Below are 22,468 nucleotides of genomic sequence, written 5' to 3' on the forward strand. Positions count from 1 at the left end.
ACGCAAGGTGAAGGGCGGTTAGGCGCTGGCGGGGCAGGCGGCGGGACAATGCTGCCGGGGAATCAGTCGAAATCTGGTGGGACGAGTGACGCTTCCAGCCGACCTTTTTCGGTGACATCGTGCGGCGGCGAAAGACACACTCTCGTCGGCATGAGAATGCGTCATGCCGATGGTTCTTTCGCTGAGGGTGGTGCTCTCGACGGCTGATCACTCCCCCAGCAGGCCGACGAGGACCCGCGACAGCGTGTCGTCGAAGAGCGGCGCCGGCACCAGCGGGCCGCCGGTCAGTGCCGCCGTCAGGTGGGTGTGCCGACCCGCCGCGACCACGTGGGCCAGGTACGCGCCCTGCCGCTGGCGGGCACCGGAGCCCCCGCTGAGCTCGTTGAGGGCGAGCGCGGCGGTCAGCGTGCTCATCACGCCGAACGCCTCCAGCTTGCGACCCGCGTCCGCCGGGTGTCCGGCGAGGACCGCCAGCACGTGCTCCAGCAGGTCGGTACCGTGCGGGCCGAGCGCCGATCGGGTGAGCACCAGCTCCGGCAGCCAGCCGTGCCGCAGCATCAGCGAGCGTCCCTGACGGCACACCTCCAGCAGCTGCGGCAGCCAGGGGCCGTCCGGCGCCGGCAGCTGATACCCGGCCGCCACCTCATCGGTCATCAGGTCGAGCAGGTCGTCCCGGCTGTCGACGTAGCGGTAGAGCGACGCCGCGCCGGTACCCAGCTCGGCGGCGACACGGCGCATCGACACGGCGGCCAGCCCCTCCCGGTCGGCGAGCGCGATCGCCGCGGCGGTCACCTCCGCCCGGGATCGCTCGGCGGGCCGGCCCACTCCCGTGCGCCGTTCCCGAAGCCATACCGGCGTCGCGTCCATGCCACTCCCTCTCGATTGCACCCACCCTATCGTTTCGTTTACGGTGTTCGCGAACACTGTTTTCGAATGAGTGAGGCGGCGATGACCAGGACCCCGTACACCGCGCGCAACGGCGACGTGCACCTCGCGGTCGATGACCTCGGCGGTGCCGGCGGTGACCCGCTGCTGCTGATCATGGGACTCGGCGTCTCCCGCTTCTTCTGGCCCGACGGCCTGGTCGCCGCGCTGATCGACGCCGGCTTCAGCGTGGCCTCGTTCGACGGCCGCGACGCCGGCGGCTCCACGCACTTCGACCACGCCACGACGGGTAATCCGGTGACCGGGCTGCTGCGCCGGCGGCCGCTCGCCTACACCGCCGAGGACATGGCCGACGACACCGTCGCCGTGCTCGACGCGCTCGGCTGGCAGCGCGCCCACCTCTTCGGCGTCTCCCAGGGCGGCCTGGTCGCCCAGCGCACCGCGCTACGCCACCCGGAGCGGGTGCACACCGTGACCTCGTTCGCCGCCGTACCCAGCGACGTTCAGGGCGCCGCCGTCCTCCGCTACGTGCGCCTGCCGTTCCTGGCGCGCCTGACGCGCATGCGCCACCCCGCCGGCCGCGAGGGTGACGTGGCGGCCGGGCTGGCTCTGCTACGGGCGGTCAGTTCGCCCGGCTATCCGTTCGACGAGCGGGACGCCCGCCTCCGCGTGGAGCGCGAGCTCGACGCGGGGCTGCCCAGCGGTGTCCGCGACAGCCGTGCCCAGGCCCGGCAGACCAGCGCCACCTGGCACGGCCCGCGCCTGCGCGGGCTCCGCGTGCCGACCCTGGTGCTCCACGGCGAGCGGGACCCGCTGATCCGGCCCGCCGCCGGCCGCCGCATCGCCGCGTCGGTGCCGGGCGCGCGGTATGTCGAGCTGCCCGGCACCGGTCACGACCTGCCAAGGGCAATCTGGCCCACAGTGGTCCGCGAGATCCGCGCCCACGCCGGCTGAGGATCAAGACCCGCGCCCAGCCCAGCCCAGCCCAGCCCGGCTGAGGTTTCAAATCCGCGCCCAGCCCGACTGACGTTTCAGATCCGCGCCAAGCCCGGCTGAGGTTTCAGATCCGCGCCAAGCCCGGCTGAGGTTTAACATCCTCGGCCATGGTCCGCACCACGCCCCCGCGTCCCCTGGACATCACCGAACTCTTCCCCGGGCTGCGGGAACATTCCACCACCGCCACCCGCCTGCATCCCCGGCCCGGCACCCCGACCACTGCGGACAGTTCGGTCGGCGGCCCGCTGCTGTGGCCGGCCGGCGAGGCGTGGCCGGTCTGCGACGACGCCGGGGCGCACGAGCCGTACAACCTGACTACCCCGGCCGCCCTGCGCCGCAGGCGAGAGATCCTCGCGACCGCGAACGCCCGAACGCCACAGCGGCACGGGGATTTCCTGACCGCGGAGGAGCGGGCCGAGCTCGACGCGGCCGACGCCCTGGAGCTGGACGATCTGATCGACGATCCGATCCCGCTGATCCCGGTAGCGCAGCTGTACCGCCGGGACATCCCGGACTACGCCGGCCCGGACGGCACCGACGTGCTCCAGGTGCTGTGGTGCCCGGTGGACCACTCGGACCGGCACTACAGCCCGCGCGTCTTCTTCTACTGGCGCGACAGTTCCTCCGTCGGCCCGGTGCTCGAAGCGCCGCCCGAGCCGCCGGTGATCAGCGAGCTGTACCTGCCGGTCCCGTGCGTGGTGCACCCCGAGCAGGTTCGCGAGTACCAGTACGCCGACCTACTCCCCGATGACCTGCGGGAGCAACTCGACGAATGGGGCGGAGACGACGAGGACGACGAGGGTCCCGGCTACCAGAGCGACCTGTCGCTGGCTCCGGGATGGAAGGTCGGCGGGTACGCGAACTGGTCCCTGAGCGACCCGCACCCGGTGGATTGTGAAGTCTGCGGCACCGCGATGACCTTGACCTTCACCGCGGACTCGGCCGACTGGAACGGCACGCATTGCAGCTGGCGCCCGTTGGAGGAGGACCCGGACACGTCCCCGGACACCGTCGGCGTGCAGATCGGGCGCGGCTATTCGTTGTACGCCTTCCGCTGCCCCGAATCCTTCGACCACCCGCCGGCCACCGCCATGCAGTGACCCGCTGAAATTGCGTCACGTGACCGATGCGGACCACGCGGCGGGCCTGCAGGATCGATTCATGAAAGATGTACGGGTCACTCACATCGGAGGGCCGACCACGCTGATCGAGGTGGGTGGCTGGCGGATCCTCACCGACCCCACCTTCGACCCGCCGGGACGCCGGTACTCGTTCGGCTGGGGCACCAGTTCGCGCAAGCAGACCGGCCCGGCGTTGCAGCCCGGCGAGGTCGGACCGGTGGACGTGGTGCTGCTCAGCCACGATCATCACGCGGACAACCTGGACGACCGTGGACGGAAACTGCTCGCCGGCGTACCTGTCGTGATCACCACGGCGGCCGGGTCACGCCGGGTCGGCGGTCGTGGCCTGCGGGCGTGGGAGTCCACCGAGCTGACCGGTGCCGACCGGCCGGCCATCAAGGTCACCGCGACCCCCTGCCGGCACGGACCCGTCCTCAGCGAGCCGATCGTCGGCCAGGTGATCGGTTTCGCCCTGGAGTGGGAGGGCCAGGAGCACGGCGTCCTCTGGATCACCGGCGACACCGTGCTCTATCCGGCCGTGCGTGAGGTGCCGCGCCGGATGACCGTCGACACGGTCGTGCTGCACCTGGGCGCGGTCCGGTTCCCGATCACCGGCGGACTGCACTACAGCCTCACCGCAGACGACGCTGTCGAGCTGTGCGAGCTGGTCCGGCCACGGACGATCATCCCGGTGCACTACGAGGGCTGGTCGCACTTCAGCCAGGGGCGCGCGGCGGTCGAGCGGGCGTTCGCGGCGGCGCCGGACGGGCTCGGCGAACGGCTGCACTGGCTGCCGCTGGATCAGCCGGCCGGCGCCTGATCGAATTCGGCTGGAAGGGTTCTCAGCCGGGTGGGGTGGCCGCCGATGCTTCGCGGCGCCATTCCCCCGCGCCGACACCCGAGGTCACCGCATGTCCGTTCGCACCCGGCCCGCCATCCTGCTCGCCACCGCCTCGGTCGCCGTCGGCCTGCTGCTCGCGCCCGGTGCGGCCGTCGCCGCCGCGAACCTCACCGCCGCGCAGCAGTCGCCTGCACCGTGACGGCCTCCGGCAAGAAGGCCGTCGTCAAGAAGGTCTCCTAGCCGGTCAGGCACATCTCGGCGGTCCGCGACGCCAGCGCCATGATCGTGATCATCGGGTTGGTGCCGGAAGCGGTCGGGAAGGCCGACGCGTCGCCGATCCAGACGCCGGGAGTGTCGTGCAGTTCCCCGCGCGGGTCGGCGACGCTGGTTGCCGGGTCGGCACCCATCCGGCAGCTGCCCATCTGGTGCGCCGAGAAGAGCACGGCACCGCCCGCCCGCAGCGGGATCTCCCCCGCCCGGGCGATGAACGCCTCCAGGTCCTCGCCGGCCTGCCAGGGCGGCAGACCGTGGCCGAGCACCCGGATTCCCCGCGCCCCGGCCGCGTGGTGCAGGCGGATCTCCGCCTCGACCGCCCGCCGGGTGTTGCGGAGGTCGAGTTCGTCGGTGAGGTCGTACCAGGCGGTGGTCTCGCCGCCCGCGTCGAGAGTGACCCGGCCGTGGCCGCGGTCGCGGATCAGCCCGATGAACGAGCCGAAGTCGCGGTACCCGGCCATCGCCTCCTTGTGCTCGGCGCCCGTGGTGAACGGCATCGCCGACGCGCCGAGGCCGGTGGTGTACTGCACGCTCTCCATCAGGAAGCCATAGCCGTCCTCGACCGCGGCGAACTCGTCGATCAGGGCGGCCTGCGGCGGACCCCACCAGCCCCGCATGTCGGTGCCGTAGTTGCCGAGCGTGACCGTGCACGGGTGCAGCCGCAGGTGCTCCCCCACCGCCGGCCCGCCGATGCCGGAGCGCAGCAGCACACCCGGCGACTCCAGCGCGCCGGCGGCCAGGACGACGATCGGCGCGCGGACCGTGACCGCCGCGCTCCGGCGACCGTCCTCGCTGGTCCACCGGCCGGTGACGCCGGCCGCGCGGCCCCTGTCGGTCAGGATCCGGTCGACCCGGCAGCCGTCGACGACGCGGGCTCCGTGCCCGGTGACCGCCGGCTCCAGGTAGACCTTGACGGTGGAGCGCTTGGCCCCGGACGGGTCGCCGAAGCCGAGACCGCCGGCGACCAGCGCGTCGTGCCGCTTCTCGTCCCAGTTGCGGTGGACCGTGGCGAACGACCAGCCGAGCGCCTCGGCGCCGCGGTGCATCGCCTCGTGGGCGCGGTTGAACTCGGAGCACCGGTCGGTCACCGACAGCTCGCGCCAGACCGTGTCGAGATGCCGGTCGAAGTCGGGTCCGGCCACATCGGTCAGGCCGTGCTCGTCGGCCCACTGCCGGCGGACCCGGTCGGTGGTGCGGATGCAGTTCGTCCAGTTGATCACGGTGCCGCCGCCGAGGCCGGCGCCGGCCATCAGCGTGATGTTCTGATCGGCGGTCGGGGTCGGGCCACCTCGCCGGTACGACTGCTGGTACGCCTCGAGCTCGAACTGGCGGAAGTCGGCCTCGGAGCGGTAGCGACCGGCCTCCAGCACGACGACGCGCGCGCCGGCGGCGGCCAGCCGGCCGGCGATCAGCCCACCGCCCGCGCCGGACCCGATCACCACGGCGTCGGCTTCCAGGGCGAGGTCGCCGTCCGGGCGCAGCGGGGTGATCGGGCGCTGGAGGGCGACCGCCGGGCGCGGGGCCGGGCCGGGATAGCCGAGCCGGGTCCAGTTCGGATTGCCGCCGGTGGCGTCGGGCATGCCGTACGTCAGCAGCAGGACCAGCCCGGCGAGAGGCGCGACAGCGGGCCCGGCCGAGGCCAGGATCTGCTCCCGGCGCGCCTGGGCGGCGGTCAGGAAGCCCTGTGCGGCGAGGCCGTCGAGCAGCGCGCCGACCGCCTCCCGCTGCTCGGCCGGCATGGCCGCGACGGTCGCCAGCACGCCCAGGTCGGCGGCGACGTCGCTGGCCCGGCGGGCCCAGAATCCGTCGGCGTCGTCGGGGTGGTCGATCGAGGGTACGACGGTGTCGCAGAGCAGCCGCAGTACCTGGGTCCGGAGGTCGGTCACGATGCGGTCCTCCTTCTTCGGTGGAGAAGGGCGAGACCAACCTTGCCGCCACCCGTGCCGCGCCGCAAGGTATCGACCGTCGTTATGCCACTCCGTCGAGGTAGGCGAGCCGGCCGGCGCACGGCCCGCAGCGTGCTCCACACCTCCGGTCGCTGCCCAGCGCGAACTGGTCCTGTGCCGCCCGGACCCGGTCCAGTGGTGTCATCCGAACCACCCCACGGATAGATGATCTCTCATAGTTAGCGTTGCCGATCTAGGGTGTGCGGCTATGACTGTCATCAATCGGCGGATCTTCGTGCTCGGCGGACTGGCCACCGCCGGAACACTCGCCGTGCCGTCCTTAGCCAGCGCAGCCGTGCCGTACCCGTTCACCCTCGGCATCGCCTCCGGCGAACCGGACTCCACCAGCGTCGTCCTCTGGACCCGCCTCGCCTCGTCCCCGTTGAACGCCGACGGCCAGGGTGGCATGGCCAACGCCGATGTCATCGTCGACTGGCAGGTCTCCACCAACGAAACCTTCACCGCGGTCGTCGCGAACGGGTCGGTCACCGCCCGGTACGCCGACGCCCACTCGGTCCACGTCGTCGCCGGCGGGCTCGCCGCGGACGCCGAGTACTTCTACCGTTTCCGCGCCCAGGGTCACATCTCCGCGATCGGCCGCACCCGCACCGCCCCGGCCACCGGCACGTTCGGCCGTGACCTGAAGATGGCGTTCGCCTCCTGCGCCCACTACGAGTCCGGCTACTTCACCGCCTACCGCAGGATGGCCGAGGACCGGCCGGACCTGATCCTGCACCTGGGCGACTACATCTACGAGGACGCGGCCACCGCCGGCTCGGTCCGGGAACACCTGGGCGCGGAGATCGTCAGCCTGGCCGACTACCGCCGCCGGTACGCCCAGTACAAGGTCGACCCGGATCTGCAGGCCGCGCACGCCGTCGCGCCGTGGCTCGTCGTCCCGGACGACCACGAGGTGGAGAACAACTACGCGAACATGGTGCGGGCCGACAACAGCCCGGCGCTGACCGCCGCGCAGTGGACGGCCCGGCGGACCGCCGCGTACCGCGCCTACTACGAGAACATGCCGCTGCGCCCGGCCCAGGCCCCGAGCGGCAACAGCATCCCGCTCTATCGGCGGGTGCGGTGGGGCAACCTGGCCACCTTCCACATGCTCGACACCCGGCAGTTCCGCGACGACCAGGCCTGCGGCGACGGCTGGCAGGCGTGCGCGGACGCGGACCTGCCCAGCCGCTCGCTCACCGGCGCCGCGCAGGAGGCCTGGCTGCTCGACGGTCTCGCCGAGCACGCCGCCACCTGGGACATCCTCGGCCAGCAGGTGTTCTTCGCCCGCCGGTTCGACACGGCCGGCGCGGCCGCCATGGACGCCTGGGACGGTTACCGGGCGTCCCGGTCCCGGATTCAGCAGGGCTGGCGTGACCGGGCCGTACGCAATCCTCTGGTCCTCACCGGCGACGTGCACCGTGCCTGGGCCAACAACCTGATGGCCGACTACGCCAACCCGAACTCGGCGGTGATCGGCACCGAACTGGTCTGCACCTCGATCGCCTCCGGCGGCGACGGCAGCACGACCAGCACCATCCCGGACGTCGCGAACAACCCGCACCTGAAGTTCTACTCCAACCTGCGCGGCTACACGCTGACCACGATCAGCCCGAGCCAGGTGCGCGCCGACTTCCGCGCGGTGCCGCTGGTCAGCGAGCACGGCGCGGCCGTCTCGACCCTGAAGTCCTTCGCCATCCTCGACGGTGTACCGGGGCTGGAGGCCCTCTGATGATCCCGCTGCTCGCGCTTCTCTCCACCGCCCTGGTCACCTTCACCACCGCCAACAGCGTGGCCACCGGCGACCAGGACACCCCGTCGATCGCCACCAACCGCAACGGTCAGGTCGCCGTCGTCTGGGAGGACGACCGGGACACCACCGCGCCCGAGGACGACGCCCACTCCGACGTCTACCTGCGCCTGTTCAAGGACGGCGCGCCGGTCTACGAGATCAAGCTCTCCGACGGCGGGACCAGCGGCGTCAACTGGAAGCACATCACCCCGGACGTCGGGCTCGACGACAAGGGCAACGCGGTGGTCGTGTGGGCTGACGACCCGGACGGCAACGGCGCGTTCAACATCCCGTACCGGGTGGTGTCGCCGACCGGCACGGTCCTCGCCTCCGGGCGGGCGAACGCGGACACCGCCGGTGACCAGCGGGTGCCGCGCGTCGCGGTCGACCCCGACGGCACGCCGACCGCGGCGTCCGCGGTCGCTTTCACCGTCGTCTGGGAGGACACCCAGGGGACCGCGGTCACCGTCAAGGCCGCCGGTTACACGGCGGCTTCGACCAAGGCGTACGAGGTGACGGCGTCCCAGGCCACCGGCGCGCACCACCGCCCCGACGTGGCCGTGTCGGCCTCGGGGGACGCCACGGTCGTGTGGGAGGAGGACTCCGACGGCAACGGCTACGACAACGTCGGCCTGACCCGCCTCGCCAAGGCGAACGGCGCGGTGCTGCTCAGCCGCCGCCTCGCCAACTCCTTCGGCGACCTCCAGCAGCGCCGCCCCGCGGTCGCCGCGAACTTCAACGGTGACTTCGTGGTCGGCTGGGAGTCGGACCACACCGGCACGAACGCCGTCTGGGCCCGATCGTTCACCTCGGCCGGCGCCCCCAGACACCCCGAGGTCGAGGTGTCGACGACCACCGGTGCGGCCGCGCCATCCGTGGGCCTGGACGACCAGGCGAACGCCGCGGTCGGCTGGACCGTCACGGGCGCCGACGGCTGGGCCCGCGGCGTCAACCCGGACGGCACGTTCGCCGGCCGGCTCGGCGCGCAGACCCTGACCAGCACCACGACGGGCCGCCAGGACCAGTTCGCGGTCGCGGTGTCGGCGTGGGGCGAGATCCCGGTCGCCTACACCGACGACAACGACGGCAACCTCTTCGACCAGGTCATCCTGGGCGTCGGCGCCACCAACAGCGACTGGTGACCAGACCCGGCCCGCGGCGGTGACCGCCGCGGGCCGGGCTCCGGCGACACGGTCAGGCCCGCGCCGGGTCGAGCGCGAGGAACCGGCTCGGCCGGAACACCTGGTTCATCAGCTTCTCGTAGAACAGGCCGGCGGCGTGCACCCGCAGGTTCACCCGCTCGCCGGGCGCGGCGTCGATCACCAGCTCGGGGCTCGAGCACCAGTCGATCTTGGCCTTGACCACGTGCCGGCCGGACGGGATCAGGATGTCGACGCCGTCCCGGATGCTGACGTCCGATCAGGCGTCCGGCAGGTCGGTGCGGACGTCGACCCGCGCCGCCCGCAGCCGGGCGATCACGTCCCGGTTGGCCCGATCGTCGTCGACGGCCGCCCCCTCCAGGTACAGATGACCCAGCTTCGGCACGTCGGCCAGCCACGACGGAAGCCGGCGCAGCCGGGTCCCGCGCAGGTTGAGCGAGGTCAGGTTGCTCATCGCGCCCATCGACTCCGGCAGCGTGACGAGGTGCTGGTGGCTGAGGTCGAGATGGGCCAGCCCGGTGAGCTCGTGGAACAGGTCCGGGAGCTCGGTCAGGTAGGCGGGCCAGGGCTCGCTCCAGTTGGACACGGCCAGGCTGAGCTGCCGCAGTCCGCTCAGCTCGAACACGACCTCCGGGACCCGGACGAAGTGATTGTTCGACAGGTCGAGTTTGCGCAGGTCGCGCAGCTCGGCGAGGCCGGCCGGCAACGTGGTGAGCAGGTTGTTGCCGAGGTCGAGGATGCTCAACCCGGCCAGGCGGCCGATGTCGCCGGGCAGTTCGACCAGTCCGGCCTGCTCCACGCGCAGGTGGTCCAGGCCGGTCAGCTCCAGCACGTACGAGGGCAGGTGGGTGAAGGTCATCCAGCCACCTCGGACGTCCAGCCGCCGACCGAACGGGCCGGCGTCGCGCCGGGCGATCAGCAAGGTCAGCAGCCGGACCCCGTCGATGGTGCCAGGGCACTCCTCGACCAGGTCGTGTACGGCGCTCATCACGTCCCAGGAGTCGGCCGTCTCGCGGAAGACGTTCGTACGGGCGAACGCGCCGGCAAGCGCCGCGTTCAACGCCGCCGGAGCGTGCTCGGCGAGCAGTTTCTGGGCGCCGCCACGGACCGGCCGGCCCAGCCGGGTGTCCTTCCAGACGACGATCAGCTCCTCCAGCAGCCCCGCCTGCAGGCCGTCCTTCCGCGCCAGGTCCACCGCCGCCTTGATGTCTGCCTGGTCCGGTGAGGTGAGCAGCGCCCGCAGCCGGGCGGCCGGATCGTGCCCCGCGCCGGGCAGCGGCTCCGGCACGGCCCCGTCGAGCAGATCCTGCCCCGCGCCTGCGGTACCGGACAGCGGCTGCGGCACGGCCGCGTCGAGCACGTCGCGCAGGTGCGACTCCAGGATCAGCGGTATCCCGGCGTCCAGGTGGGCCAGCGCCCGTCCCCGGTGCTGCTCGCCGACGACGGCCAGCCGGGTCGCCGGGCCGGGCCGGCGGTCCAGGGTGGCACCCAGCGCCGCGAGCCGGTCGGCCAGCGCGGCCCGATCAGCATTGATCTTTCCGGCGAGCAGGACACCGTCGCCGCGGCGCAGCCCACCCTCCGGGACGGTGAGCCGATCGGCCAGCACGCGCTGCGCGGCCGACCGAACCGCGGGCACACCCGCGTCCAGGGCCGCCACCAGGTCACGGACGCCGGCCCGCTCGGCCGTGGCGTCACCGGTGTCGAACAGCAGCGCCACGTGCAGCAACCGCTCCTGCGGCGACCGGTCCTGACGGGCGAAGTCGGCCCGCAGTGCCCGCACCTGACCGGGCCGGACGGCCACACCGTCGACCTCGAAGGTCAGCTCCTCCAGGGTCGGCACCTGGACGAGACGGGTCAGGAACGCGGTCGGCAGCGGCCGGTGCAGGTGCCCACGGAACGTCAGCCGGGCCAGCCTCGGCAGCTCCGCCAGCACCTCCAGGGCGTCCTCGTCGCCCCACACGTCGATCTGTTCCAGGTTGACCAGCGCCCGCAGCCCGTCCCACGGGCTGATGCCGAGTTTGAGACGGCGCACTACCTCGGGGCCGGCCGCCAGCGCGGCCTTCAAGCCGGCGAAGAGCGGCGGATCCAGGTGGGCGAAAAGACCGGCATAACCCGGGTGCTGCCACATCGGCGCGAGTGCCATGTCGTCGCGGATCAGCCAGATGGAGCCGTCGTTCCGCTCACCGGCGGCGACCATCTCCACCACCCGGTCCCGCTCACCGAGTGCGAAGTAGACCCGGGCCGCGCAGTGGAAGATCTTCGGGTACACCGCGCCATGCGGCAGCGCCGCGGCCAGACGGGTACGCGCCAGCGCGGGATCGATCGGGCCGGCATTGTCCTGGTACAGCTCCTCCAGCGCCGTGCAGCAGGTCTTGGCCGCCAGGATCGCCGATGTCACCGGGCCGCCGAAGGGTCGTGCGTCATCCGTCGTCCGCTCCTCTGCCGACATCCGCAATCCGGGAACAAGCCACCCGTGTCTGAGACGATCGAGGATAGACCGACGGATACGTCGGCGGTGTCACTTGATGCTTGCGGCGCGGTTCTCGAACCAGGGATCGAGCCGATCCATCGACGCCACGACTTTGGCGCTTCGAGCCGCGGCTCGATCGGCCCTGCCGACCTCCTTGGCCAGTCGTTCAGCGCGTTCCCGAGTCTCCTCGAAGAACACCGGGCCGTCCCAGACCGTGCCGGAGGGGCTGCCGCCGGCCAAGGCCGGTAGCGTCTGCCCCAGGTCTCCGGTGATCCAGCCGAGCACCAAGCGCGGTTCGTCGTCGGCCAGCTCAAAACGGGCCGGATCATCAACCTTCCGCAGTATCACGGCAAACAGCGGGTACGGCTGCGGAACGAAGGACGCAGGCACCGGCAGGTTCCCTTCATCAGGGTGCGAGGGCGAGGCTTCACGCTAACCGCCACCCGGTGCATCGGCATAGACCTAGGGCGACCACTTCCTCACTCTGAGGTCACCGGGCACACGATGGCGGCACCACTGACCTATTGCGACAAGCGTCCAAAGCCGACAAGCCATCGAAGGACAATCCGCGCCCGGCAGGGGCCGTAAGGCCAAGCCGTCAGCCGGCGTCACGGATCCGCAGCCGGGCAGAGCGGCCGACGCCGTCGATAGAGCCGAACGCGATCCTGCGAGGCATTCGATGATCTTCTGTCCTGCCGTACAGATAGATAGCCGGCGGCAGGGTTCCGGCATTATCGCCGAACTCGGCGAGGCGAGCGCGACGTTTCCTGAATCCGCCGGGGATTTGACCGCGATTTGACCCGTTCGGAGGAGGTGGCCATCAGCTGAAATGCCACCTAACACGGAAATTCGAATGAATGCCGGAAGTGTCATGGTCGGCTTGTCGAGGCCAGCAATTCTCCGGAAGGATCAGAACTTTGAACGTCATGACACGCACGCTGATGGTGGGCATCGGACTCATCGCCGGGGCAACGGTCGGGGCGGGATCGGCGCTCGCCTCTTCGAGTGACACGAGCACGCCGGCGTCCGTCCACACCCGAGCCGATTGGCCCGATATGGACTGCCCCGAACCCTACCCGGACGTCGACCCGGACTGCTTCGAACGCCCGTACCGGGACGTGGACCGGAACCAGCCCGTCGCGCGGCCCATGGCGCAGAGCGTTGCACGCCCCGTCGTCGTGAAGAAGGTCGTACGCCCCATCGTTCGGCCCGTCGTCGTGCAGAACGTCCAGCGGCCGATCGTGCGACCCATCGTGAAAAAGGTCGTGCGACCCATCGTCGTGCAGAACGTCCAGCGACCCATCGTGCGACCCATCGTGAAAAAGGTCGTGCGACCCATCGTTCGGCCGGTCGTGGTGCAGAACGTTCAGCGGCCCATCATAAAGAAGGTCGTGCGCCCCATCGTCGTGCAGAACGTCCAGCGACCCATCATAAAGAAGGTCGTACGCCCAGTCGTCGTGAACAAGGTCGTGCGCCCCATCGTGCGACCCGTCGTCGTGCAGAACGTTCAGCGACCCATCATAAAGAAGGTCGTGCGCCCAGTCGTCGTGAACAAGGTCGTGCGCCCCATCGTGCGACCCGTCGTCGTGCAGAACGTCCAGCGGCCCATCATTAAGAAGGTCGTACGCCCCATCGTTGTAAAGAATGTCGTACGCCCCATCTCGCGACCCGTCGTCGCGCAGAACGTCTCGCAACCCTACCGGGCCACAAACGTGGACACCGACCAACACTGCCCCGTCGCACTTCCCGACCCGCAGTGCCCCGTCGCACTTCCCGACGGCCCGGTGTGCGACAAGAACAAGTAGCGTCAACTATTGCCGAACAACGGTCGCGCCCTCGCCGGGCGCGGCCGCTGTTCGGCATCGTGCACGACCGATTCTTCGGCCCTCATCCGACGATTTCGCCGGCGCCCCGCTGGGCCTGTCGGTTCGGCCGGTGACCTCATCGCAGCACGGCGCCCCCCATGGGTTGCCACGGCTCAGATGGGGTCTGAACCTGCCGATAGCACCGTCATGTCAGTACGCCCGGCGCCGTTGTGCGCCGCGATGACGGCGGCTGTGCTGCTCGCTGCCTGCGGTCCGCACCCGGCAGGGGAGCCGGCAGACCGTCCCGGCACGAAGTCGCCGACGCCTCGATCGGCCGGCGAGGAGTCCGGGCCGTCGCCGTTCGCGACGTTTCCAACCCCTCTGCCATCCGAGATCATCGAAGCTTGCGGACTGCCTCCCGGCCGTACCGTCCTGCCGAGTTCCTGTCCCGGCGTGCTGGGCCCGGACAACATCGGTGTTCTTGACTAGAAGCAGTGCGGTTGAGGTCAGTAATAGCCGAGTCGCCACTGCTGGTTGGTCGTTCCGATGCAGAGGCGCTGAACGACGGCCGCACCCTCAGCCGTGCCGGTGCCCGATACGGTCAGGCATTTTCTGCTGTTCCGCGAGACGGCCAGGTAGCTGTTCCCGCCGACGTAGGGAAAGGTCCACTGCTGACTGAAGTTCCCGCCGGCACAGGCTTGTTGCACGGCAGGGGCTCTGGTCGCCGTGTCGGCACCCGCCACGGACAGACATTTGCCGCTGTGCCGGGCGACCATGATGTAGTAGTCGTCGTCGGCGACGAAGAACGACCAGTGCTGGTTGTACGCGGTCTCGTCGCACGTCTCCTGGATCACCGGGGTGCCGTCCGCGGTGCCGGCGTCCGCCACGGACAGGCACTTGTTGCTGCGTGCGGTGGACAGCATGAAGTAGTACGGCGCCGCGTCCCGGATGTCACCGCCGGGCCGGGTGGCGGCCCGCGACGCCGCCGGGGCGGCCAGCACGGCCAGTACAGCGGTGATCGCCAAGAGGGCGACCTTCGATTTCGTCGATCTTGATCTGCGCATGCTCACTCCTGCCAGTTCGATGACGACATGACCGCAGTGCTCCGAGGGCCCTCAGCGGTTCCATCGTTCCTGGCAGTAGGGAAGACCGTGTTGCCAATCCATTAAAGTCCATCAATGTATGGCGAATCACTACCGATCGGCCGAAGTGATGGACCGCGCCGACGGGAACTCCTCGACGCCGAGGACACGGAGCAGGTCCAGGCGTTCCCGGGCTTCAGCGTCGGCCGGGGTCAGGACCAGCAGTTGCTGACCCAGGTCCGGGGTCACCAGGGTCTCGCAGTCCAGCAGGATCGGGCCGACCCGCGGATGGACGATCGTCTTGCGGTCGGCCCGGCGCACGCCCACCTCGTGCTCCTCCCAGAGCCGGCGGAAGTCGTCACTATCGGCCAGCAACCGCTCGACGAGCCCGGCGGCCACCGGGTCGCCGGCCCGGCGGCCGACAGCTGCCCGCAGGTCCGCGACCAGTCGCCTGGAATGCTGGTCATGGTCCTCGACCGGATGGACGGGGCGCACCGAGGGCTCGGTGAACCACCGGTAGATGGAATACCGCCGGTAGCCGGCGAGGCCCATGTGGTCGCCGATGAGCAGCAACGAGGCCCGATTCTGCGCCAGCACTTCGCCGAGATCGGAGACCACCATGGCCGGGGTGTCACCCAGCAGGTCGAGCATGCGGATCAGACCGGCGCGAGCCAGGCCGGCGACACCGGCCGCGGGTGGCGGCTGGTGGCCGGCCAACCGGAACAGGTGGTCGCGTTCATCGTCGGACAGGCGCAGGGCCCGCCCGAGGGCGACGAGCAGCTGGACCGACGGCTGGCTGCTGCGACCCTGCTCCAGGCGGACGACATAGTCGATCGAGATGCCGGCGAGCATCGCGACCTCCTCGCGGCGCAGCCCGGCGGTCCGGCGACGGGGACCGGCGGCGATGCCGGCCTCGGCCGGGCGGATCGCCTCACGGCGGCGGCGCAGGAAGTCGGCGAGCTGCTCACGTTGCATGGCACCCATGCTGCCTCGCGCCGGGCGCGCGAGACAGGGAGCGGCACTCCCACGAAGCGCCCCGCCCCCGGACAGCGCCGGGCGCGAGACAGGGAGCGGCACTCCCACGACAAACGCTCCGCTCCCGGACGGCGCCGCAAGCGCGCAGGGTGAACGGCATGCGGAAACGAACTCTGGGAAAGAACGGACCGGTCGTCGGGGCGCTGGGGCTGGGCGCGATGGGCATGACGAGCGGGGCGTACGGCGTCTCCGATCGCGCCGAGAGCATCGCCACCGTGCACGCCGCGCTGGACGCCGGCGTCACCCTGATCGACACGAGCGACCACTACGGCTCCGGCCTGAACGAGATGCTGCTCGCCGAGGCGCTGCGCGGGCGGCCCCGGGACGGCTATCAGCTGAGCGTCAAGTTCGGCGCCCTGACCGGGCCGGGCGGCGGCTTCAACGGGCAGGACAACCGGCCGGTGGCGGTGAAGAACCTCCTGATCCACTCGATGAACCGGCTCGGCGTCGACCACATCGACGTCTACCGCCCGGCCCGGCTCGACCCGGCGGTCCCGATCGAGGAGACCGTCGGCGCGATCAAGGAGATGATCGACGCCGGGTACGTACGGCACGTCGGGCTCTCCGAGGTGGACGCCGAGACGATCCGCCGGGCGCACGCCGTGCATCCGATCGCCGACCTGCAGATCGAGTATTCGCTCATCTCCCGCGCGGTGGAGGACGAAGTGCTGCCCACCCTCCGGGAGCTGGGCATCGGGCTGACCGCGTACGGGGTGCTCAGCCGTGGCCTCATCTCCGGGCACTGGAACCCGGCCGCGGAGGCGCCCGGTGACCACCGCGGCCGCATGCCCCGGTTCCAGGGTGCGAACGCGGAGCACAATCTCGCCCTGGTCGAGGCGCTGCGCCGGATCGCCGAGGCGAAGGGGTGCACGGTCGCTCAGCTGGCCATCGCCTGGGTGGCCGAGCGGGGCGTCGACATCGTGCCGGTGGTCGGCGCCCGTACCCGCAAGCGTCTGTCGGAGGCCCTGCCCGCGCTGGACCTGGAGCTGACGGCGGACGATCTCGCCCGGATCGAACGGGCGGTGCCGAGGGGCGCCGCCCGCGGCGACCGGTATCCGTCGGCGTTCATGTCCGGCCTTGGCGTGGGCAACTAGGGCGCCACCGAGGTGGCGGGCTGATCGGTTTCGGTCCGCTCCTCCTCCGCCTTCTCCTCGTCGTCGGTCGGCTCGGTGCCGGGTGGTTCGTGGTCCAGGGTCGGTTCGCCGGACGGGTGTGCCACCAGGTAGCGGATCCCGGTGTTGAGCACGGCCAGCAGCGGTACGGCGATCAGGGCGCCGATGATGCCCGCCACCACCACACCCGCGGCGATCGCCAGGATCACCGCCAGCGGGTGCAGCGCCACCGCCCGGCCCATGATCAGCGGCTGCAGGACGTGACCCTCCAGTTGCTGGACCGCGATCACCACGGCGAGCACGCCGAGCGCGGTGGCCGGCCCGTTCGCGACCAGCGCGACCAGCACCGCGACCGCGCCGCTGACGGTGGCGCCGACCACCGGGATAAACGCGCCGAGGAAGACCAGGGCGGCCAGCGGTAGCGCCATGGGTACCCGCAGCACGACCAGGCCGATGCCGATGCCGGCCGCGTCGACGAAGGCGACCAGCACGGTGGCGCGCACGTACGACACCAGCGTGTGCCACGAGTAGTGCCCGGCCCTCGCGGTCGCCACCCGGGCGTCGCGCGGCAGCAGCCGGCACAGGAAGGACCAGATCTGGCCGCCGTCCCGCAGGAAGAAGAAGAGCGTGAACAGCACCAGGAAGAACCCGGTCACCACCTCGCCCACGGTGGTCGCCGTGCTCAGCGCCCCGGTGGTGATCGAACCCTGGCTCGCGGTGAGCGAGTCGCGGGCCTGCTCGACGTACTGGCTCAGCTGCGCGTCGGTGATGTGCAGCGGCCCGCGCTGCAGCCATCGCTGAACCTCGTCGATGCCGTCGGCGACCCGTGTGGAGAGGGTGTCGAGCTGGCTGATGAAGGTGCGCACGATCAGCCCGAGCCCGCCGGTGACCAGCAGCAGCGCGGCGACCTCGACCAGGCCGGCGGCGAGCGACCGCTTGACACCGTTGCGGACCATCCGGGCGCTCAGCGGCTGGAACAGCGCCGCCAGCAGCAGCGCCACCACCACCGGGATGAGCATCACTTGCAGCAGCGCGACGATCCTCAGGAACAGGTACCCGGCGACCACGAAGAGGATGAACCGCCAGGCCCAGGCACCGGCCGTACGTACCCCGTCGGGCAGCACGTCGGCGGCGCTGGGCTGCGGGTTCACCACCACGACCGGCGGTGTGGTGTCCTCGAGGTCGGGGCCGGCCGCGAACGGCGGCGGTGCGTTGCGGCTCGCGGCCGCGCTCAGTCTCGTCCGGGCACGTTCCCGGATCGTCCGCGTCCAGCTCATCAGGTTCCCTTCGCTCGCCTCCCCGGATGCCCGCCGGCGCGCTCTTTCATGCTCGAAAAGGTGACGGCGATACGGCGCGGGCCTCAACTCGGTGGCATCCGTGCCGATTCCTCGGGATACGTCGGACTCATGGCGGAGGAGGGGACACGTGACGGCTCGGTGGCGAGACTGGTATCTACCGGTCGCCCTCGTCATGGCCGGGGCCGAGGTCCTGCTGATCGTGCTCGGTACCCACGTCGGCTTCTCGAAGCTGGTGGTGTGGGTGCCCGCGGTGGCCGGTCCGGCGCTGGCTGCCGCCGCGTTCCACGACGCCGGGACCCGGACGGACGGCCATCTGCGCCGGTTCTGGGCGTCCGTCGCCCCAGCCATGGGCGTGGTGCTGCTCGGGACGCTGAGCCAGGTGGTCGACATCACCACCATGCCGTACACCGACATTCCGCCGATCGGTACGCGCACCCTGCTGCTGTACGTCACCGGCGCGCTCCTGGCCGTCACGGGCCTGCTGCGGATGCCGGGCGGCGGCAGTTCGTGGCCCCGGCTCATCACGGCCGTGCTGGACGTGGCGGTGATGCTGGTGATCGGCGGGATCGCCGCGTCGGAGTACCTCGGCTGGTTCACCGACCGGTTCGGGGTCAGCGCGTCCGCGTGGTGGCTGAACATCGCCATGCTGGCGGTCGGCGCCATGAGCGCGACCGTCGTCGTGAAGATCATGGCGGCACGCAGCACCCTGGCTCCCCGGGCCGCGCTGTGGTGGCTGGCGCCGATCGGGCTGTGCGGCCCGCTCTCCACCGTCTTCATGACCTTGCTGGGCCCCTGGCCCCACCTGAACGGCAGCGCCGCGGTGTTCCCCTTCATCGGCCTGTTCGGAACGCTCGCCGCCCACAGGCAGCATCGCCACCTCACCGGCCGGAGGAAGCGGCCGGCCCAGCCGCTGGACCTGCCGGCGTACCGGCGTGGCACCGTGATCCCGCTGTTCGCCACCGGCCTGACCAGCGTCCTGGTCGCCACCGTCTACCTGCGTACCGGGCACCTGAGCACGGTGCAGGTCGCCGGTACGACCCTGCTGCTGTTGCTGGTGGTGGCCCGCCAGGCGGTGGCCCTCAGGGAGAACGGCACCCTGCTGAACACCGTCGCCCGGCAGGCGATGCACGACGAACTCACCGGCCTGTTCAGCCGCCGGTACTTCGCCGCGGCCGTCGCCGGCGCCACCGGGCCGCACACCGTCGTCCTGATCGACCTGCGGGAATTCCGCACGGTCAACGACGGGCTGGGATCCGCGGTCGGGGACGCCCTGCTCATCGCGTACGGGGAACGCCTCACCGCGCTGGGCGGCGAGCACGCCGTCGTGGCCCGCCTCGGCGGCGACGAGTTCGGGCTGCTGCTGCCCGGCTCCGCGGAGGCGATCGGGCGCCTGCTCGCCGCCAACGCGGAACCACTGAACGCCGACGGGCACGAGGTGCTCGTCGAGGTGTCGGTCGGCGTCGCCGAGGGCACCGCCGACCTCTACCGGCAGGCCGAGACCGCGTTGCGCGAGGCGGCTACGGGTACGGGCGCGCGGGTCGTCCATTACGACGCCTCGTTGGAGCAGCGGCTGACCCAGCGCGCCACGGTCGCCGCCGACCTGCACCGGGGCCTGGCCGCCGGCGAGTTCCACCTGCTCTACCAGCCGATCGTGGAGTTGCCGCAGGGCCGGATCGTCGGGGTGGAGTCCCTGGTGCGCTGGTCACGGGCGGACGGCAGCATCGTCTCCCCCGCCGACTTCATCCCGGTCGCCGAGGACACCGGCCTGATCGTCGAACTCGGCGCCTGGATCCTGGACACCGCGTGCGCCCAGGCCGCCGAATGGCGGCGCCTGCACGGCCCGGACGCGCTGCGCTCGATCGCCGTCAACGTGTCGGCCCGTCAGCTGCTCGATCCGTGCCTGCCGGACCTGGTCGCGGCTGCGCTCGCCCGGCACGGCGTACCCGCCGCGCAGCTCACCATCGAGATCACCGAGACCGCGGTGTTCGCCGGCGGCCGCGCGCTGGCCACCGTGAACGCCCTGTCCCGGCTGGGCGTCAGCATCGCGCTGGACGACTTCGGCACCGGACACTCCTCGCTCGGTCTGCTACGCACCTGCCCGGTCGACGCCATCAAGGTCGACAAGTCGTTCGTCGACGGGCTGAACGGCACCCCGCAGCAGGAGGCGATCGCCATCGCCCTGACCGGGATCGCCCAGTCGATGGGCCTGCGCACCGTCGCGGAGGGCGTCGAGACCGAGGCACAGGCCAGGCGGCTGACCGAACTCGGCTACCGCCACGCCCAGGGCTTCCACTTCGCCCGCCCGATGCCGCCGGCGGCGATCGACGATCTGCTGCGGGCGGAGGACCCCGTCGCGGCTTGACATTATGCAGGCAGTTGCCTGCATAATGCTGCTCATGGCCGGTGACATGGACAGGGTGTTCAAGGCGCTCGCCGACCCGACGCGCCGCCGGCTACTCGATGGCCTCCGCCAGGAGGACGGCCAGACGCTGGGCCGGCTCTGCGGCCGGCTGGCGATGACCCGGCAGTCGGTGACGCAGCATCTCGACGTGCTGCAGGAGGCCAACCTGATCAGCACCGTCCGCCACGGCCGGGAGAAGTTGCACTACCTCAACCCTGTTCCGATCCATGAGCTGCAGCAACGCTGGATCGCCCCGTTCGAGCAGCCCCGGCTGCGGGCCCTCGACACGATCCGGCGACACGCAGAGGAGCCGCAGATGTCCACCGCCAAACCCACCTTCGTGTACGTGACCTACATCCACGCCACCCCCGAGCGAGTGTGGGAGGCGTTGACCGACGCCGACCTGACCGGCGCGTACTGGGGGCACAGCAACGTCTCCGACTGGCAGCCCGGATCCCGGTGGGAACACCGGCGCACCGACGGCTCCGGCATCGCCGACGCCGGCGGCGTCGTGCTCGAGGCGACCCCACCGACCCGCCTGGTCCTGACGTTCGGCGATCTCGACGCCGAGGCCGGGCCCGACGCGTCCACGGTCACCTTCCTCGTCGAACCGCACCACGACATCGTCCGGCTGACCGTCACGCACGTGAACCTCGCGACCGACCAGGACGTCGAGGCCGTCTCGGCCGGCTGGCCCGCTGTCATGGCCAACCTCAAGTCGCTGCTCGAGACCGGCCACGTGCTCCCCCAGGCACCGTGGGAGATGCACGCCGAGCTCCGCGCCACCCGTTGATCACGCCAGGGGCCACCGCACCTGCGGTTTGTTAACCTGCCAGGGTGTCGCAGCGTAGCGGCCGGGTCGACAGCCGGCGGACCGACACCCGGGAGCGGGCGGTGACCGTTGCCCTGGAGCTCTTCGCCCGGCAGGGATACACCGCGACGTCGCTGCGCGAGATCGCCGAACGGCTCGGGGTCACCAAGGCGGCGCTCTACTTCCATTTCCGTACGAAGGAAGAGATTCTCACCGCGATCCTGCGCGGCTACCTGGACGGCGTCACCACGCTGGTCGAAGCGGCCGAAGGGCCGGACGAGCTGATCCGCGGATTCGCCGCGCACCAGCGGCAGTGGGGCATCGACCTGGTGCTGCTGGTCTGGCAGAACTACACGGAGATCCAGGACCTGCCGATCGGCGCGGAGATCAGGCAGACCATGCGGTCGCTGGTCGACACGCTGGCACCCGCCGGCGCGGATCCGGCGCAGCGGCTGCGGGTGCGGATCGCGCTGTCGACCTTCCAGATCGCGGCGGTCACGGCGCTGGTCGAGGACGACGATGACGAGGCGAGTCTGCGAGAGGCCGCCCTCGGCCTCTCGCTGGAGCTTTTGCGCGGTGCAGATCCAGGGACCCGCGAAGGTACGACCACCGAAGCTTGACTACGGAGTCAGGTGAGGCCCAGGACGGCGCTACTCCACCCCGCTCTGACCCACTGACCTGCCGAAACGTCTGGTCGTTCGCCGCGCTCGCCGAGCGAACGACCAGATTCGAAGTCCGGCCGGCGCGCCCCGTCCTCGGCCAGCCAGCGCCGCATCAGTCGCGCCGCCGCGTCCTGGCATCCCCGGCAGACGAGCCACTCAGCAAGGTCCACGAAATACAGGCCGATGGTTACCGACGGCAGCCTCTCCGCGGCCTGCTCCGGTTCGGTCGATCCGTCGAACCATGGCAGGGCCTCCGCTCGCAGCCGCCGGAGGAAGCCTTCGAGCTGAGCGTTGCGCGCGGCAGGAGCGGTCAGGTCGACCTGGCCCTGGTGCCAGACTCCGGTGAGAACGCCGAGCGGATGCCCGCACAACCAGTCGTCGTTCACGCCGACGTAGGACGTGAGCGCGGGGTTGGCGCGGCGCCACTTCCGCAACGCGCCGTCGCGGACGTTGAGCACCGCGCCGAACTCGATCAGCTCACCCGTCCGGTTCCACTTCGAGCTCTGCAAATGAATCTGCTCGCGGCGGACGCCGATCCGCCGCTCCAGCTTTGCCAGCGATCTCGCCCAGGTGAACCCCTCGCCTCGCAACTGGGACGCAAGCCATTGACCAGCTGCACCGACCACCTCGGTGGGCCGCTCGAGCGCGGCCAGTTCGACCAACTCACCTTGGTCGTCCGGCTTGCCCGCGTCCACGAGTCCATCCTCCCATCTGGGCCGGACGATTCCGGCGAACGCGCTGCCCTTGCTGATCCTAGTGATCAGCAAGGCCAGCGTCC

General features: G+C 70.9%; 21 protein-coding genes. 11 read left to right on the forward strand and 10 right to left on the reverse strand.

Features of this window, described 5'->3' with window-relative positions:
• Positions 1-207: 207 nt before the first annotated feature.
• Positions 208-867, reverse strand: a complete 660-nt coding sequence (locus CHC09_RS29685; RefSeq protein WP_089296544.1) for a TetR/AcrR family transcriptional regulator — start codon at positions 865-867, stop codon at positions 208-210.
• Positions 868-948: 81 nt separating this feature from the next.
• Here CHC09_RS29685 and CHC09_RS29690 point away from each other — a divergent pair, with 81 nt between their 5' ends.
• From CHC09_RS29690 to CHC09_RS48520, 4 genes are all read left to right on the forward strand, one after another.
• A complete protein-coding gene (locus CHC09_RS29690) occupies positions 949-1,839 on the forward strand; it encodes an alpha/beta fold hydrolase (protein ID WP_203833263.1) in 891 nt (296 codons plus the stop codon).
• A gap of 149 nt (positions 1,840-1,988) precedes the next feature.
• Positions 1,989-2,981 (forward strand): hypothetical protein, encoded by a 993-nt coding sequence (locus CHC09_RS29695; protein WP_089296546.1) that lies wholly within the window; start codon positions 1,989-1,991, stop codon positions 2,979-2,981.
• Between the two features lie 61 nt (positions 2,982-3,042).
• On the forward strand, positions 3,043-3,822 hold the full coding sequence (locus CHC09_RS29700) for an MBL fold metallo-hydrolase (protein ID WP_089296730.1): 780 nt from the start codon (positions 3,043-3,045) through the stop codon (positions 3,820-3,822).
• 91 nt (positions 3,823-3,913) lie between these two features.
• Positions 3,914-4,042, forward strand: a complete 129-nt coding sequence (locus tag CHC09_RS48520; protein WP_275407903.1) for a hypothetical protein — start codon at positions 3,914-3,916, stop codon at positions 4,040-4,042.
• Positions 4,043-4,079: 37 nt separating this feature from the next.
• On the opposite strand, the gene CHC09_RS29705 is transcribed toward CHC09_RS48520, so the two are convergent.
• Complete coding sequence (locus tag CHC09_RS29705) at positions 4,080-6,002, reverse strand: FAD-dependent oxidoreductase (RefSeq protein WP_203833262.1); 1,923 nt, start codon at positions 6,000-6,002, stop codon at positions 4,080-4,082.
• Between the two features lie 82 nt (positions 6,003-6,084).
• The gene (locus tag CHC09_RS48525) at positions 6,085-6,207 is read right to left on the reverse strand and encodes a hypothetical protein (protein WP_275407902.1); all 123 of its coding nucleotides are present in this window, start codon (positions 6,205-6,207) and stop codon (positions 6,085-6,087) included.
• A gap of 63 nt (positions 6,208-6,270) precedes the next feature.
• On the opposite strand from CHC09_RS48525, the gene CHC09_RS29710 reads away from it, so the two are divergent.
• Positions 6,271-7,794, forward strand: coding sequence for an alkaline phosphatase D family protein (locus CHC09_RS29710; protein WP_089296547.1), 1,524 nt, complete (start codon positions 6,271-6,273; stop codon positions 7,792-7,794).
• Positions 7,794-8,996 carry a hypothetical protein gene (locus CHC09_RS29715; protein ID WP_089296548.1) on the forward strand — a complete coding sequence of 401 codons (1,203 nt, stop codon included), beginning with the start codon at positions 7,794-7,796 and terminating at the stop codon, positions 8,994-8,996. The genes CHC09_RS29710 and CHC09_RS29715 overlap by 1 nt, the downstream gene beginning before the upstream one ends.
• A gap of 52 nt (positions 8,997-9,048) precedes the next feature.
• Here CHC09_RS29715 and CHC09_RS46640 read toward each other — a convergent pair whose 3' ends face one another.
• From CHC09_RS46640 to CHC09_RS29725, 3 genes are all read right to left on the reverse strand, one after another.
• Entirely contained in the window at positions 9,049-9,219 is a 171-nt protein-coding gene (locus CHC09_RS46640) for a hypothetical protein (protein WP_179277336.1), read from the reverse strand.
• A 54-nt stretch (positions 9,220-9,273) separates the two neighbouring features.
• The gene (locus tag CHC09_RS29720) at positions 9,274-11,463 is read right to left on the reverse strand and encodes a leucine-rich repeat domain-containing protein (RefSeq protein WP_089296549.1); all 2,190 of its coding nucleotides are present in this window, start codon (positions 11,461-11,463) and stop codon (positions 9,274-9,276) included.
• 69 nt (positions 11,464-11,532) lie between these two features.
• Complete coding sequence (locus CHC09_RS29725; RefSeq protein WP_089296550.1) at positions 11,533-11,874, reverse strand: hypothetical protein; 342 nt, start codon at positions 11,872-11,874, stop codon at positions 11,533-11,535.
• A gap of 536 nt (positions 11,875-12,410) precedes the next feature.
• Here CHC09_RS29725 and CHC09_RS29730 point away from each other — a divergent pair.
• Positions 12,411-13,289 carry a hypothetical protein gene (locus CHC09_RS29730; protein ID WP_089296551.1) on the forward strand — a complete coding sequence of 293 codons (879 nt, stop codon included), beginning with the start codon at positions 12,411-12,413 and terminating at the stop codon, positions 13,287-13,289.
• Between the two features lie 506 nt (positions 13,290-13,795).
• Here the strand turns inward: CHC09_RS29730 and CHC09_RS29735 are convergent.
• Positions 13,796-14,353, reverse strand: coding sequence for an RICIN domain-containing protein (locus CHC09_RS29735; protein WP_089296552.1), 558 nt, complete (start codon positions 14,351-14,353; stop codon positions 13,796-13,798).
• Positions 14,354-14,482: 129 nt separating this feature from the next.
• Positions 14,483-15,346: a helix-turn-helix transcriptional regulator gene (locus CHC09_RS29740; protein ID WP_089296732.1), complete on the reverse strand. Its 864-nt coding sequence runs from the start codon at positions 15,344-15,346 to the stop codon at positions 14,483-14,485.
• Positions 15,347-15,504: 158 nt separating this feature from the next.
• On the opposite strand from CHC09_RS29740, the gene CHC09_RS29745 reads away from it, so the two are divergent.
• The gene (locus CHC09_RS29745) at positions 15,505-16,500 is read left to right on the forward strand and encodes an aldo/keto reductase (protein WP_089296553.1); all 996 of its coding nucleotides are present in this window, start codon (positions 15,505-15,507) and stop codon (positions 16,498-16,500) included.
• Here the strand turns inward: CHC09_RS29745 and CHC09_RS29750 are convergent.
• Entirely contained in the window at positions 16,497-17,795 is a 1,299-nt protein-coding gene (locus CHC09_RS29750) for an AI-2E family transporter (RefSeq protein WP_089296554.1), read from the reverse strand. The two genes, CHC09_RS29745 and CHC09_RS29750, sit on opposite strands and share 4 nt — an antisense overlap.
• A 148-nt stretch (positions 17,796-17,943) precedes the next feature.
• Here CHC09_RS29750 and CHC09_RS29755 point away from each other — a divergent pair, with 148 nt between their 5' ends.
• The 3 genes from CHC09_RS29755 to CHC09_RS29765 are packed head-to-tail and all read left to right on the forward strand — an operon-like array spanning position 17,944 to position 21,648.
• Positions 17,944-20,178, forward strand: a complete 2,235-nt coding sequence (locus tag CHC09_RS29755; RefSeq protein WP_239138582.1) for a putative bifunctional diguanylate cyclase/phosphodiesterase — start codon at positions 17,944-17,946, stop codon at positions 20,176-20,178.
• A 34-nt stretch (positions 20,179-20,212) separates the two neighbouring features.
• A complete protein-coding gene (locus tag CHC09_RS29760; RefSeq protein ID WP_239138581.1) occupies positions 20,213-21,010 on the forward strand; it encodes an ArsR/SmtB family transcription factor in 798 nt (265 codons plus the stop codon).
• 44 nt (positions 21,011-21,054) lie between these two features.
• Complete coding sequence (locus CHC09_RS29765) at positions 21,055-21,648, forward strand: TetR/AcrR family transcriptional regulator (RefSeq protein WP_089296556.1); 594 nt, start codon at positions 21,055-21,057, stop codon at positions 21,646-21,648.
• A gap of 8 nt (positions 21,649-21,656) precedes the next feature.
• On the opposite strand, the gene CHC09_RS29770 is transcribed toward CHC09_RS29765, so the two are convergent.
• Positions 21,657-22,352 carry a hypothetical protein gene (locus CHC09_RS29770; RefSeq protein WP_143232650.1) on the reverse strand — a complete coding sequence of 232 codons (696 nt, stop codon included), beginning with the start codon at positions 22,350-22,352 and terminating at the stop codon, positions 21,657-21,659.
• Positions 22,353-22,468 lie beyond the last annotated feature (116 nt).

Origin of the sequence: Actinoplanes regularis (genome assembly GCF_900188005.1) — a bacterium.
GTDB classification, from domain to species: Bacteria; Actinomycetota; Actinomycetes; order Mycobacteriales; family Micromonosporaceae; genus Actinoplanes; species Actinoplanes regularis.

Coding starts and splice junctions, on each gene's coding strand:
- CHC09_RS29685 (WP_089296544.1), bottom strand. CDS start 867: ATGGACGCGACGCCGGTATGGCTTCGGGAACGGCGCACGGGAGTGGGC.
- CHC09_RS29690 (WP_203833263.1), top strand. CDS start 949: ATGACCAGGACCCCGTACACCGCGCGCAACGGCGACGTGCACCTCGCG.
- CHC09_RS29695 (WP_089296546.1), top strand. CDS start 1,989: ATGGTCCGCACCACGCCCCCGCGTCCCCTGGACATCACCGAACTCTTC.
- CHC09_RS29700 (WP_089296730.1), top strand. CDS start 3,043: ATGAAAGATGTACGGGTCACTCACATCGGAGGGCCGACCACGCTGATC.
- CHC09_RS48520 (WP_275407903.1), top strand. CDS start 3,914: ATGTCCGTTCGCACCCGGCCCGCCATCCTGCTCGCCACCGCCTCGGTC.
- CHC09_RS48525 (WP_275407902.1), bottom strand. CDS start 6,207: ATGACACCACTGGACCGGGTCCGGGCGGCACAGGACCAGTTCGCGCTG.
- CHC09_RS29710 (WP_089296547.1), top strand. CDS start 6,271: ATGACTGTCATCAATCGGCGGATCTTCGTGCTCGGCGGACTGGCCACC.
- CHC09_RS29715 (WP_089296548.1), top strand. CDS start 7,794: ATGATCCCGCTGCTCGCGCTTCTCTCCACCGCCCTGGTCACCTTCACC.
- CHC09_RS29720 (WP_089296549.1), bottom strand. CDS start 11,463: ATGTCGGCAGAGGAGCGGACGACGGATGACGCACGACCCTTCGGCGGC.
- CHC09_RS29730 (WP_089296551.1), top strand. CDS start 12,411: ATGACACGCACGCTGATGGTGGGCATCGGACTCATCGCCGGGGCAACG.
- CHC09_RS29735 (WP_089296552.1), bottom strand. CDS start 14,353: ATGCGCAGATCAAGATCGACGAAATCGAAGGTCGCCCTCTTGGCGATC.
- CHC09_RS29740 (WP_089296732.1), bottom strand. CDS start 15,346: ATGCAACGTGAGCAGCTCGCCGACTTCCTGCGCCGCCGCCGTGAGGCG.
- CHC09_RS29745 (WP_089296553.1), top strand. CDS start 15,505: ATGCGGAAACGAACTCTGGGAAAGAACGGACCGGTCGTCGGGGCGCTG.
- CHC09_RS29750 (WP_089296554.1), bottom strand. CDS start 17,795: ATGAGCTGGACGCGGACGATCCGGGAACGTGCCCGGACGAGACTGAGC.
- CHC09_RS29760 (WP_239138581.1), top strand. CDS start 20,213: ATGGCCGGTGACATGGACAGGGTGTTCAAGGCGCTCGCCGACCCGACG.